The 12,675-nt window shown below is 62.0% G+C and carries 14 protein-coding genes; 13 read left to right on the top strand and 1 reads right to left on the bottom strand.

What is annotated here, in order from left to right; translation table 11 throughout:
* Positions 1-2: 2 nt before the first annotated feature.
* A complete protein-coding gene (locus IM295_RS03415) occupies positions 3-1,214 on the bottom strand; it encodes an MFS transporter (RefSeq protein WP_193066221.1) in 1,212 nt (403 codons plus the stop codon).
* Positions 1,215-1,628: 414 nt separating this feature from the next.
* Between IM295_RS03415 and IM295_RS03420 the strand changes: the two genes are divergently transcribed.
* The 13 genes from IM295_RS03420 (at position 1,629) to IM295_RS03480 (ending at position 12,669) form a co-directional block, all read left to right on the top strand.
* Entirely contained in the window at positions 1,629-1,952 is a 324-nt protein-coding gene (locus tag IM295_RS03420; protein ID WP_003860044.1) for a non-heme iron oxygenase ferredoxin subunit, read from the top strand.
* Positions 1,949-2,257, top strand: coding sequence for a recombinase-like helix-turn-helix domain-containing protein (locus IM295_RS03425; protein ID WP_028014353.1), 309 nt, complete (start codon positions 1,949-1,951; stop codon positions 2,255-2,257). Before IM295_RS03420 ends, IM295_RS03425 begins: the two co-directional genes overlap by 4 nt.
* Positions 2,258-2,267: 10 nt before the next feature.
* Positions 2,268-3,290 (top strand): aromatic ring-hydroxylating dioxygenase subunit alpha, encoded by a 1,023-nt coding sequence (locus IM295_RS03430; protein WP_028014352.1) that lies wholly within the window; start codon positions 2,268-2,270, stop codon positions 3,288-3,290.
* Positions 3,290-4,039, top strand: a complete 750-nt coding sequence (locus tag IM295_RS03435; RefSeq protein WP_003860050.1) for an SDR family oxidoreductase — start codon at positions 3,290-3,292, stop codon at positions 4,037-4,039. The genes IM295_RS03430 and IM295_RS03435 overlap by 1 nt, the downstream gene beginning before the upstream one ends.
* Before the next feature lie 12 nt (positions 4,040-4,051).
* Complete coding sequence (locus tag IM295_RS03440) at positions 4,052-4,840, top strand: IclR family transcriptional regulator (protein ID WP_193066222.1); 789 nt, start codon at positions 4,052-4,054, stop codon at positions 4,838-4,840.
* Positions 4,841-4,918: 78 nt separating this feature from the next.
* Complete coding sequence (locus IM295_RS03445; protein WP_193066223.1) at positions 4,919-5,845, top strand: VOC family protein; 927 nt, start codon at positions 4,919-4,921, stop codon at positions 5,843-5,845.
* The gene (locus IM295_RS03450; RefSeq protein ID WP_193066224.1) at positions 5,842-7,029 is read left to right on the top strand and encodes an NAD(P)/FAD-dependent oxidoreductase; all 1,188 of its coding nucleotides are present in this window, start codon (positions 5,842-5,844) and stop codon (positions 7,027-7,029) included. Before IM295_RS03445 ends, IM295_RS03450 begins: the two co-directional genes overlap by 4 nt.
* Before the next feature lie 25 nt (positions 7,030-7,054).
* A complete protein-coding gene (locus IM295_RS03455; RefSeq protein ID WP_063155139.1) occupies positions 7,055-8,311 on the top strand; it encodes an MFS transporter in 1,257 nt (418 codons plus the stop codon).
* A 10-nt stretch (positions 8,312-8,321) separates the two neighbouring features.
* On the top strand, positions 8,322-8,852 hold the full coding sequence (locus IM295_RS03460; protein WP_017382915.1) for a cupin domain-containing protein: 531 nt from the start codon (positions 8,322-8,324) through the stop codon (positions 8,850-8,852).
* Positions 8,853-8,861: 9 nt separating this feature from the next.
* Positions 8,862-9,632: an alpha/beta fold hydrolase gene (locus IM295_RS03465; protein WP_193066225.1), complete on the top strand. Its 771-nt coding sequence runs from the start codon at positions 8,862-8,864 to the stop codon at positions 9,630-9,632.
* Positions 9,616-10,410, top strand: a complete 795-nt coding sequence (locus IM295_RS03470; RefSeq protein ID WP_193066226.1) for an SDR family oxidoreductase — start codon at positions 9,616-9,618, stop codon at positions 10,408-10,410. Before IM295_RS03465 ends, IM295_RS03470 begins: the two co-directional genes overlap by 17 nt.
* A gap of 9 nt (positions 10,411-10,419) precedes the next feature.
* Positions 10,420-11,190 carry an aspartate dehydrogenase gene (locus tag IM295_RS03475; protein ID WP_041908340.1) on the top strand — a complete coding sequence of 257 codons (771 nt, stop codon included), beginning with the start codon at positions 10,420-10,422 and terminating at the stop codon, positions 11,188-11,190.
* 9 nt (positions 11,191-11,199) lie between these two features.
* Positions 11,200-12,669, top strand: a complete 1,470-nt coding sequence (locus tag IM295_RS03480) for an aldehyde dehydrogenase (protein ID WP_193066227.1) — start codon at positions 11,200-11,202, stop codon at positions 12,667-12,669.
* The last annotated feature ends 6 nt before the right edge of the window (positions 12,670-12,675 follow it).

Below are 12,675 nucleotides of genomic sequence, written 5' to 3' on the forward strand. Positions count from 1 at the left end.
CCTTACGCGCTGATTGCTGCTGCGCGACGCATGCGCAGCAGCAACATTCCCCCGGCAAGCAGGGTGATTACCTGCGAGACGACCAGCACCGAAAAGCCTGAGCTGACTGACCCTACCGACCTCATCACCATCCCCATCAGCAGCGGAATAAACGCCGCGCAGATATTGCCGATCCCGTTGATAATGCCGTAAGCGCTGCCCACCGCTTCCCGCGCGGCGTGATGCTGGATCACCGCCGGAATAGCCGCCCCCTGTAGCCCCCAGAAGATATTCGCCGAGAGCATAAACAGCGCCAGCCAGGCAGGCTGATGGCTGAGCATCAGCGCGACCACGGACAGCGCCGTCAGCGCGCCGCCCACCACAAACAGCATTGGTGCCTGTTCCGGGCGCATTCTGTCGAGCAGCACCCCGCCGAGGAACTTCGAGCCCAGACTCAGCAGGAAGGGAATGGCCGCAAGCATGCCCGTGGCGTGCAGCGAGAAATGATGCTCGTCGCGCAGCCACGCGGGCAGCCAGGCGCTGCTCCCCCAGAGATAGCTCAGGGTGGCAATCTCAACCAGCAGGATCCACCCGAGCAGCGGCGTTTGCCAGGCCAGCGAAAACGTCTCTGCGAAGCCCGGTTTTTTGATTTTCTCCGCACCCCGCGGCGCGGGCAGGAAGCGCCAGACAAGGCCGCCACCCAGCACCAGATTTAATACCGCCAGGGCATAAAACGACCCGGCCCAGCCGAGATGCGCCATCAGCCACGTTACCAGCGGAAAGCCCACGGCCAGCCCGAGCGAGACGCCCAGCGCGGTCACGGCGTTGGGTTTGCCGATCTCCTGCGAGCTAAAGTGATTGCTGATGAAGCGCGTTTTCAGCGAAAAGAGCGGCCCCTCAGCGATCCCCAGGATCGTGCGCGCGACGAGCATGCCCATCAGCGATCCGAGCAGCGGTGAAATGGCGCATACCGCTGCCCACATCGCTATGCTGCTCAATAATCCCTGTCGATAATGGAGTTTGCTTTCAATAACTGGAGTTAATAATAAAGCTGAAAATCCATAACCCAGCAGAAAACAGGTCATAAGCATTCCCTGTAACATTCTGTTTTCATTTAGCTGAAAATGCTGAGCAAATTCCGGGTTTAAAATCATTACAGAAATATTCACCCGGTCAACGTAGGAAATAATAACCAGTAATAACAATGCCACTGTGCCTTGCCATCTTGCCGTCATAACGCCTGCCTTATGTTTTTGCTTATTTCTATTTTTATGCGCGTGATTATCACGTGGGTAAAATGGTTCACCTGTGAAACTCATTGTTTATTAAAGAAAAAATAAAATTAAGTTTCACAGGTGAAACACGATGTTTTTCACTTCTTTTATTTTTAAGGAACAAAAAGAAAAGAAGTCAATCACTGATTATTAAAATTTAAGGCCATCGATAAATCGTATTCTTTCACACCGAAATAATGAAAATTTCATATCGCTGCATTTTTTCGTGATCCTTTGCACACTTAGTTAATTAATTGCTGTTTGATTAACAAATTCGTCACATTGCGGCTTGACGAAACATTCATCGCTTTTATATTGACCGTATTAAATAAGAAACAGAGTTTCATATATGAAACAAAAGCCTGGAGGATCGTGATGAGCTGGATAGGCGTATGTGACGCAGAACAAGTACAGGAAGATTTCCCTTTTAGCGGCAACGTCGACGGTAAAGAGATCGGCGTGTATTTGATTGACGGTGAATATTACGCGCTGGAAGACGTATGCCCCCACGCCTATGCCCTGCTGAGCCAGGGCTTCGTGGAGGACGGCAAGGTGGAATGCCCGTTGCACGAGGCGGTATTCGACGTCAAAACCGGTCAGTGCCTGCACGGCCCCGGCGGGCGCAACCTCAACCGCTACCCGGTTCGGGTTTTTGAAAACCAGATTCAGATTACCTTCGTCGAGGAGACCGTGGCATGAGCGACACCCTGAACTACAACCCGGCGCTGCCGGAAAGCCGTCAGTTTGCCCCACCGGCTGAGGGCGGTAACGGTGCGATCCATAAGCCGGGTGATTACCAGAACCTGATCTGGCAGACCCGCAGCCGCGAGCCGGAAAGCTGGGAAGTGAACCTTATCGCCACGCTGGAAGATCTCTTCGAGCAGGGAGTTGAAACTTTACCGGAGCTGGTGAACGGGCTGAACGCGGTGCGCATGCACGATCAGCAGGGCGAGCCGTGGAGCGAGGCCAGCTTCCAGGCATTCTTACAGGTTAACGGCTACTGAGGGCAACGCGATGACGACTACCGTACAACACTATCTCGATAAAGGTCTGCGCGGCCTCTGGTATCCGGTGCTGGCGAGCTGGGAGGTGCAGTCTGCACCGGTGGGCATTACCCGCCTGGGCGAACAGATTGTGGTCTGGCGCAACAAAGACGGCCAGGTGCAGGCGCTGGAGGACCGCTGTCCGCACCGCGGCGCACGCCTGTCGATGGGCTGGAACCTGGGCGACCGCATTGCCTGCTGGTATCACGGCGTGGAGGTCGCGGGCAACGGCGAGGTGAAAGACGTGCCCGCCGTGGACAAATGTCCGCTGGTCGGCCAGCAGTGCGTGCGCAGCTACAACGTGCAGGAGGCGCACGGCGCAATCTTTCTGTGGTTTGGCGTCACCGCGGACCAGCAGCCGGACGAGCTGACCTTCCCGGACGAGCTCGCCGATACGGACAGCTTCAGCAACTTCCTCTGCACCGCCGCGTGGAAATGCAATTACCAGTACGCGCTGGAAAACGTGATGGACCCGATGCACGGCACCTATCTGCACTCCTCGTCGCACTCAATGGCGGAAGGGGATCGCAAGGCCGACATGGTGCTCCAGCCGACCAAAACCGGCTTTATCTTCGAGAAGAAAGGGCAGAGCGGCGTCAACTTTGACTGGGTGGAGCTGGGCAACAGCGGCACCTGCTGGATGCGCCTCTCCATTCCGTACAAGAAGCGTTTCGGGCCGGGCGGCCACTTCTTTATCGTCGGCATGGTGGTGCCGGAAGATAACGACAACTGCCGCGTCTTCTTCTGGCGCATTCGCCGGGTGCAGGGCTGGCAGCGCGACATGTGGCGCTTCATGTACCGCAACCGTCTGGAAAAACTGCACTGGGAAGTGCTGGAGCAGGACCGCGTGGTGCTGGAAAGCCTGGCGCCAAACGCCCGCGACCATGAATACCTGTATCAGCACGACGTCGGCCTCTCGCGCCTGCGCCGCATGATGCAAAAGGCCGCCAAAGAGCAACTGGCGATGCGCGAAGAACAGCAGGGAGCCGCCTGATGAACGGGCTGCTGAGCGGCAAGCGCATCGTCATAACCGGCGCCGCGCGCGGGCTGGGCTTTCACTTTGCCAAAGCCTGCGCGGAGCAGGGCGCGGCGGTGGTTATGTGCGACATCCTCAAGGGCGAGCTGGCCGAAAGCGCCCACGCCCTGAGCGAGCGGGGCTATGCGATCGAACCGCACGTTATCGATCTGGCCGATCCGCAGTCCATTGAGCAGGTGTTCAGCGCGATTGGCGAGCAGGGTCAGATCGATGGCCTGGTGAACAACGCGGCGATGGCGACGGGCGTCGGCGGCAAAAATATGCTCGATTACGATCCGGATCTCTGGGATCGGGTGATGAGCGTCAACGTCAAAGGCACCTGGCTGGTGACGCGCGCCGCGGTGCCGCTGCTGCGCGAGGGCGCGGGTATCGTGAACGTTGCGTCCGACACCGCGCTGTGGGGCGCGCCGCGCCTGATGGCCTACGTCGCCAGTAAGGGCGCCGTGATTGCCATGACCCGCTCAATGGCGCGCGAACTGGGCGAAAAGCGTATACGCATTAATGCCATCGCGCCGGGGTTAACCCGCGTCGAGGCGACCGAATATGTTCCGGCCGAGCGCCATCAGCTCTACGAGAATGGCCGCGCGTTAACCGGCGCGCAGCAGCCGGAAGACGTCACCGGCAGCGTAGTCTGGCTGTTAAGCGATCTGTCGCGGTTTATCACCGGGCAGCTGATCCCGGTCAACGGCGGTTTTGTCTTTAACTAAGGTGTGGCGATTATGGCAAACGATCAGGAAGTGAAGTATCTGGTGCCGGGGCTGGAGCGCGGTTTACAGCTGCTGTTGGCCTTTGGCGAGCAGCATCGCGATCTGACCTTTGCCGAGCTGCACCGGCTGGTGGATATGCCGAAGGCGACCGCCTATCGCGTGGTGCAGACGCTGGAGTACATGGGCTTTCTGGAGCGCAACGCGCGCACCAATACCTTTTCGCTGGGCATGAACGTGCTGCGTCTCGGCTTTGAGTACATCGCCTCGCTAGACGTGGCGCAGGTCGGCCAGCCGGTGATTGAGCAGCTGCGCGACGTCAGCCAGTGCAGCAGCCATCTGGCGATCCGCGACGGGCGCGACATTATCTACATCGCCCGCGTCAGTGCCGCCGGGTCGCGCATCAATCAGGTCAGCATTGGCACCCGCCTGCCGGTGCACTGCACCTCGCTGGGCCGCATGTTGCTGACCGATATTACCCGCGCCGATTTCGAACAGTTGTTCCCGCACGAGCGCCTGCCGGGCAACACGCCGGGGCAGCTTCACGACCGCGAGGCCCTGTGGCAGATGGTGCAACAGGACAAAGCCCGCGGGTTTGTCATCGGCGAATCCTTCTTCCGCCACGGCATCTCCTCCATCGTCTACCCGGTGTATGACCGAAGCGGACGCGTGGCGGCGGTGGTCAGCATTCTGGTGCCGTCGGAGGAGATCCCGCAGACCGACCGCGAGCGGTTGCAAAACGAGGTTCGCCTCGCGGCGGATAAAATTTCTGGCTTCTTAGGCTATTTGCCACAGGCCAGCTAAATCAGTGAGTTAACGTCAGGCGCTTGACTGCGTCAGGCATGTTTTACGCCCAATTTGGGCCAGATGAGGCAACGAACGATGAGTGTAACCGGAATTGAAAAGCTGGAATTTGGCGTGGAAGACCTGACGCACTGCGCCAAATTTATGCGTGATTTTGGCCTGACGGGCGATGCCAGCGGCCAGCGTTTTACCACCTTGAGCGGCGCGCGCGTGGAGCTGAACCCCATCGACAGCCCCGACCTGCCGCCGGCGTTTGAAGCGGGCAACACCCTGCGCCGCATGACCTGGGCGGTTGCCGCACAGTCCGATCTCGACGCGCTGCGCCCGAAGCTGGCGCAGCAGCCCGGCTTTCGCGAAATGGGCGACGCGCTGGAATGTCTCGATCCGAACGGCATGACCCTGCGTGTGCAGGTCAGCCAGCAGACTGACGTGGAGCTGAACGTTGAGCCGATTAACCAGTGGGGCGATGCCCGCCGTATCGACACGCCCAGCCCGGTTTACGATCGCGCGCAGCCGATCAACGTCGGGCACGTGGTGTTCTTCGTGGAGGAGCTGGCGGCGGTGGAAAAATTCTACCGCGAGGTGCTCGGCTTCCAGGTTTCGGACCGCTACATCAACCGCGCCGTGTTCCTGCGCTGCGGGGTGCGCGGCGGACATCACAACCTGTTCCTGCTGCAACTGCCGAACCGCAGGCGCGGCCTCAACCACGTGGCCTTCACCGTGCGCGACATCCACGAGGTGATCGGCGGCGGTATCGCGATGAATAAAAATGAATGGAGCACCTTTATCGGGCCGGGCCGCCATCCGGTGTCGTCGGCCTATTTCTGGTACGTCAATAGCCCGACCGGCGGCGCGTTTGAGTATTACACCAACGACGACTATCTGACCGAAAACTGGCAGCCGCGCGAGCTGGAGCACTCCCTGGTCTCCTTTACCGAATGGGCGGTAGAAGGCGGGATTGACCACGACACGCGCCGCCAGCAGAAAAAGCCGGAGGCGGTATGACGTCGCGCATTGTCATTATCGGTGGCGGTCAGGCGGGTGGCTGGGCGGCGAAAACCCTGCGCGACGAGGGCTTCGACGGCGAGATCTGCGTGGTGGCGGAAGAGGAGTGGGATTTCTACGAACGTCCGCCGCTGTCGAAAGCGTCTCTGCTGGAGCCGGACGCGGCGCTCCCGCGGCTGTTTAGCGAAGAAGCACAGCAGGCGCTGAACCTGACCTGGTACCGCCCGCTGCGTGCTGAATCAGTCGATCGTGAAGCGAAAACCGTGCGTTTAAGCAACGGCGAACGTCTTAGTTACAACATTCTTTTAATGGCCACCGGCGGGCGGGCGCGCCTGCCTTCGCAGGCGTGGGCGGCGCATCCGCAGGTCTACACTCTGCGCCACTGGCAGGATGCGCAGCGCCTGAAGGCGCGTCTGACGGAAAGTAAAAGACTGGCGATTGTCGGCGGCGGCTGGATCGGCCTTGAGATTGCCGCTTCCGCACGCAAAAGCGGCGTAGCGGTCACGCTGTTCGAGCAGCAGCCCGCGCTGTGCATGCGCTCGGTGAGCGGCGAGGTGTCGCAGCGCTTAGAGGCTATCCATCGCGAGCAGGGGGTGGATATCCGTACCGGCTGCGGCGCGCTGGAGCTGGAGGACGATAACGGCCTGCCGGTCATCCACTGCGACGGCCAGCGCGAAACCTTTGACGCGGTGGTGGTGGGGATCGGTGTCGATCTCAATCTTGAGCTGGCGCGCGATGCGGGACTTCGCTCCGAGCGGGGGATCGTGGTGGACGCCCAGGGGCGCACGTCCGATCCGTTCATCTTTGCCGCAGGCGACGTGGCGCAGCACCATCACTACGGCCTGTGCATCCAGTCCTGGGCCTTCGCGCAGAATCAGGCAGTGGCGACGGCGAAAGCCATGCTTAACCCCGAGGCGCCAGGCTACGACGACGCGCCGTGGCTGTGGTCGGATCAATATCAGCACAACATCCAGATCCTCGGCATTCCGCAGCCGGGCAGCCGAACGATAGTGCGTGAAGAGGCGCTGTATTTCTCGCTGGACGACAACGGTCGGCTAACGCAGCTGGTGGCGTTCAACGATGCGCGCACCGTCAAGCTGGCGAAGCGCTGGATGGCGGCGGGGCGGGACCTGTCGGACGTACCGCTCGCCGATCCGGCTTTTTCACTGATGTCATTGCGATAGCTAACCCGCACCCGTAGGGGGAGACATGACCACATTAGAGACCAACACCGCGCCCGTTGAGGCGAGCGGTGAGGGAACCCGCACGCCTGAAAAAGCGGTGCGCTGGGCCATCCCGCTGTCGCTGCTGGCCTGCGTGCTGCTGGCGTTTTTCGACAAAATCAGCATCGCGGCGCTCTTTTCCGACGGCCATTTCCAGCAGGCGATGGGCATCGATTTTGACACCACGCGCCTCGGCATTCTGATGAGCGCCTTCCTGCTGAGCTACGGCTTTTCGTCGGTATTTTTGAGCGGTTTAGGCGACAAAATCGCGCCGCTGCGCCTGCTCACCGGGATGATGGCGATCTGGTGCGTGCTGATGGTGGCGATGGGTTTTACCCATAACTACACGCTAATGATCGTCCTGCGCATCCTGCTGGGCGTGGCGGAAGGACCGCTGTTCCCGCTGGCTTTCGCCATCGTGCGCCACAACTTCCCGCAGCATTTACAGGCGCGCGCCACCATGCTGTGGCTGCTGGGCACGCCGGTAGGGGCGGCAATTGGCTTCCCGCTCTCCCTCTGGCTGCTGAACACCTTCGGCTGGCAGAGCACCTTCTTTGTCATGGCAATGCTGACCGTGCCGGTGCTTATCTTTGTGCGCGTTGGCCTGCGCGGGATCCGTCTGGAAGCAAAACCCGGTACCTCGCAGGCGTCTCAGGACGAGCGGCGCGCGGCGCGGCGCGAGCTGTTTGTCAGCCCGCACTTCTGGATCATCTGCATCTTTAACATCGCCTTTCTGACCTACCTGTGGGGCATCAATGGCTGGCTGCCGGGCTATCTCATCAAGGGCAAAGGCATTCATCTGGAGCACGCGGGCTGGCTGTCGTCGATGCCGTTCATCGCCATGCTGGCGGGCGAGGTGATTGGCGCGTGGCTCTCTGACCGGGTCGATAAGCGCGCGGCGGCCTGCTTTATCTCCATGGCGGGGGCGGCCATCGGGCTGGCGGCGGTGATGCACCTCGACACCCCGCTTGCCATCATCGCGGCGATGAGCTTCAGCACCTTTATGTGGGGCACCGGCGCACCCAACATTTTCGCCCTGCTGGCGAAGGCCACCCATCCCCGGGTGAGCGCCACGGCGGGCGGCATTTTCAACGGGCTGGGAAACTTTGCGGGCGCGCTGTCGCCGGCGGTGATGGGCGCGCTGATCGCCTTCACCCACAGCATGGATTCCGGGCTGATTTTTCTGGCGGTGATGGCGGCGGTGGGCTGCGTCCTGTTACTGCCGCTGCTGAGACGTTACTGAGGAGAGTGTCATGACTGATTCAACCGTAACCAACAAAACAGGCATCAAACCTGACCACCTGACGATGGAAGAGTGGGTCGAGTCGCGCATCGCGCGCTTCGAAGGCCGTAAATACGACTGGAACGCGCTGAAGTTCCAGGCCGATTTTGACCCGAAATACCGCCGGGCGCAGATGCGCTACATCGGCACCGGCGCAACCGGCGTGGCGAACGACACCAATACCGTGCAGGCGGACCATTTTACCTTCTCCACCATGGTGCTGCCGTCGAAGTGCGAAGGGCCGCTGCACCTGCACGACGACGTGGAGGAGGTGTTCTTCATGCTCAAAGGGCAGATCACGCTGATGATCCAGGACGGCGACAACTACACCGAAACCGTGCTGCGCGAGCGTGACCTGATCTCCGTCCCGCCGGGCATCTATCGCGGCCTGTTTAACCACGGGGAAGAAGAGGCGCTGATGTGCGTCATGCTGGGAACCAACAAGCCGGAAATCCCTACCTATCCCTCCGATCATCCGCTCTCAAAAGTGAAGCGGAACTAAGGGGGCGACATGACGGGTTTTCGTGAACAGGGAAGCGGCATCCCGCTGATGATGCTGCACGGGATCAGCTCTGGCGCTGCGTCCTGGCACAAGCAGATGGCGCTGAACGGTTTTCGCGTGCTGGCGTGGGACATGCCCGGTTACGGCGAAAGCCCGATGCTGGCGGTTGAGCGGGCTAACGCGGGAGATTACGCCGACGCGCTGGCGGCGATGCTCGACCGCGCCGGTGTCTGGCAGGCGGTGCTGGTGGGCCATTCCCTGGGGGCGCTGGTGGCCAGCGCGTTTGCGGCGAAGTTCCCTGAACGCGTTATTCATCTGGTGCTGGCGGACGCCGCGCAGGGCTACGGTAATGCCGCGCCGGCGCAGCGGGAGCAGGTCTGGCGTAATCGCGAGCAGCAGATGGCGCTCGGCGGCGACATCCTCGCGCAGACCCGCGCCGCGAAGCTGCTGCGCCCCGGCGCGCGCCCGGACGATATCGCCACCGTCGCGGCGGGCATGCGCAGGCTGCGCCCCGAAGGCTACCTCGCTGCCGCGTGGATGCTGGCGCATGACGACATTCACGGCTGGCTTAAGCGTTACGCCGGTCAATTTGAAGTCTGGTGCGGCGAGCAGGACGCGATCACACAGCCCGAGCTGGTACAGGGGCTGGCGCTGCGCTACGGCATGCCGTTTACCGCGATTCCCCAGGCCGGACACGCGAGCTATCTCGATAACGACGCGTTTTTTAATCAACAGCTTTTACGCATTAACGAAGAGGTGCGCGATGAATGCACACATTGACGGCCGCGTAGCGGTCGTTACCGGCGGTTCGTCCGGCATTGGCTTTGAAACGCTGCGCCTGCTGCTGGGCGAAGGGGCGAAAGTCGCCTTCTGCGGTCGCGACCCGGACCGGCTCGCCAGCGCCCATGCGACGCTGCAAAACGACTATCCCGACGGGGAGATTTTCTCTTACCGCTGCGACGTGCTGACTGCCGACGAGGTGCAGGCCTTCGCGGTTGCGGTGCAGGCGCGCTTTGGCGCGGCGGATATGCTGATCAACAACGCCGGTCAGGGCTACGTGGCGCACTTCAGCGACACGCCGCGCGAGGCGTGGCTGCACGAAGCCGAACTTAAACTGTTTGGCGTCATTAATCCGGTGCAGGCGTTTCAGCCGCTGCTGGAACGGTCCGATATCGCCTCCATCACCTGCGTGAACTCCCTGCTGGCGCTTCAGCCGGAAGAGCACATGATCGCCACATCGGCAGCCCGCGCCGCGCTGCTGAACATGACGCTGACGCTCTCGAAAGAGCTGGTGAGCAAAGGGATTCGCGTCAATTCCATACTGCTCGGTATGGTCGAGTCCGGCCAGTGGCAGCGCCGCTTTGAAAGCCGGGCGGACAAAAGCCAGAGCTGGCCGGAGTGGACGGCGGAGATCGCGCGCAAACGCGGCATCCCGATGGCGCGCCTCGGCAAGCCGCAGGAGCCCGCGCAGGCGCTGCTGTTCCTCGCCTCGCCGCTGGCCTCGTTTACTACCGGCGCGGCGCTGGACGTTTCCGGCGGCTTTTGCCGCCATCTGTAAGGACACATCATGAAAAAGGTAATGTTAATTGGTTATGGCGCCATGGCGCAGGCGGTGATTGAGCGTCTGCCCGCTGGCGTGGCTATCGGCTGGATCGTGGCGCGCGCGTCTCACCATGCCGCCATTCGCGATCAGTTTGGCGATGCGGTCGAGGCGCTGACCTCGCCGATGGCGTGCGCACAAACGCCCGATCTGGTGCTGGAGTGCGCCAGCCAGCAGGCGGTTGCGCAGTACGGCGAAGCGATTCTGCGTCGCGGCTGGCATCTGGCGGTCATTTCCACCGGCGCGCTGGCGGACAGCGCGCTGGAGCAGCGCCTGCTCGCGGCGGGCGGAAAGCTGACGCTGCTTTCCGGGGCGGTGGCCGGCATCGACGGGCTGGCGGCGGCGAAGGAGGGCGGGCTTGAGCGCGTCACCTATCAGTCGCGCAAAAGCCCGGCCAGCTGGCGCGGCAGCTACGCCGAGCAGCTTATCGACCTTAACGCAGTGTCAGAAGCGAAAGTCTTCTTCGAAGGCAGCGCCCGCGAGGCGGCGCGCCTGTTCCCGGCGAACGCCAACGTGGCGGCGACCGTGGCGCTCGGCGGCGTCGGGATGGATGAAACCCGCGTGCAGCTGATGGTTGACCCGGCAACGAAACGTAACACCCACACGCTGCACGTAGAAGGGCTGTTTGGCGAATTCCATCTGGAGCTGAGCGGGCTGCCGCTGGCGTCTAACCCTAAAACCTCCACCCTGGCGGCACTCAGCGCGGTGCGCGCCTGCCGCGAGCTGGCCCTGAGCTGAGGAGTGACGATGGACGATCTGAAGATTTTTATCGGCGGCCAGTGGCGACGCGGCGGTGGCAACCCGATGCAGAGCTACTTCCCGGCTGACGGGTCGCTCAATGCGACGCTAAACGCGGCAAACCTTGACGATCTGCACGACGCGATCGAGGCCGGCGAGCGCGCGTGGCGCGATCCCGTCTGGCGCAACAGCCTGCCGCACGTGCGGGCGAAGATCCTGCACAAGGTCGCGGATCTGATTGAGTCCCGCGCTGACGAGCTGGCGCAGATGCAGAGCCGGGATAACGGCAAGCCTCTGGCGGAGACGCGCGGGCTGGTGATGAGCGCGGCGGGAACGGCCCGCTACTTCGCCGCCGCCTGCGAGCTGCTGGAAGGGGAGCTGCCCACGCCGCGCCAGCCGGATCTGCTGACGCTAAGCCGCTATGAGCCGCTCGGCGTGGTGGCGGCCATCACGCCGTGGAACTCGCCCATTGCCAGCGAGATGCAGAAGGTCGCCCCGGCCATCGCCGCCGGGAACGCGGTGATCCTCAAGCCTGCCGAAGCCACGCCGCTGATGGCGCTGGAGCTGGCGCGCATTTTTGAACAGGCCGGGCTGCCCGCCGGGCTGCTGAGCGTGCTGCCGGGCAAAGGCTCGGTGATTGGCGACGCGCTGGCGCGCCATCCCCGCGTGCGAAAAATTTCCTTTACCGGCGGCACCGCCACGGGCCGCCATCTGGCGCACGTGGCTGCGGAAAAGCTGATCCCGGCGTCGCTGGAGCTGGGCGGTAAATCCCCGACCATCGTGCTGGAGGATGCCGACGTTGAGCAGGCCGCGCGCGGGATCTGCTACGGCATTTTCAGCTCAGCAGGGCAGGCGTGCATCGCCGGGTCCCGGCTGTTTATCCACGAAAGCCTGTACGCGCCGCTGATGGCGCGGCTGCTGGAATTAACTCGCGGGCTGCGCGTAGGGCACCCCTTCACCGACGGCGTTCACGTTGGGCCGCTGATCAATGAGAAACATCGCCAGAGCGTGCAGGAATACGTCGAGCTGGCGAAGCGCGAGGGGGGCCGGGTGCTGTGCGGCGGGGAGATCTCGGCGGATCCTGACCTCGCAAACGGCAGCTTCTTCCAGCCGACCATTATCGAAGGGCTGACGAACGGCGCCCGCGCCTGCCAGGAGGAGATCTTCGGCCCGGTGCTGGTGGCGATGCCGTTTCGCGATGAAGCGGCGTTGATCCGCGAGGCGAACGACTCGGTTTACGGCCTGGCGGCAGGGATCTGGACCCGCGACACCGGGCGGGCGCTGCGCCTGAGCGAGCAGCTGGAGGCCGGTACGGTGTGGATCAACACCTACAAAGTTTTTGCGATTTCGACCCCGTTCGGGGGCTTTAAAGAGAGCGGTCTGGGCCGCGAAAAGGGCATTCAGGGGCTGAAAGCCTGGATGCAGCAAAAGAGCATTTATCTGGCGACGGGTAACAGCGTCAACCACTGGTGCGACTGAGAAAGG

Source organism: Enterobacter cloacae complex sp. P14RS (assembly GCF_014895895.1).
In the GTDB taxonomy this organism is placed as follows: domain Bacteria; phylum Pseudomonadota; class Gammaproteobacteria; order Enterobacterales; family Enterobacteriaceae; genus Enterobacter; species Enterobacter bugandensis.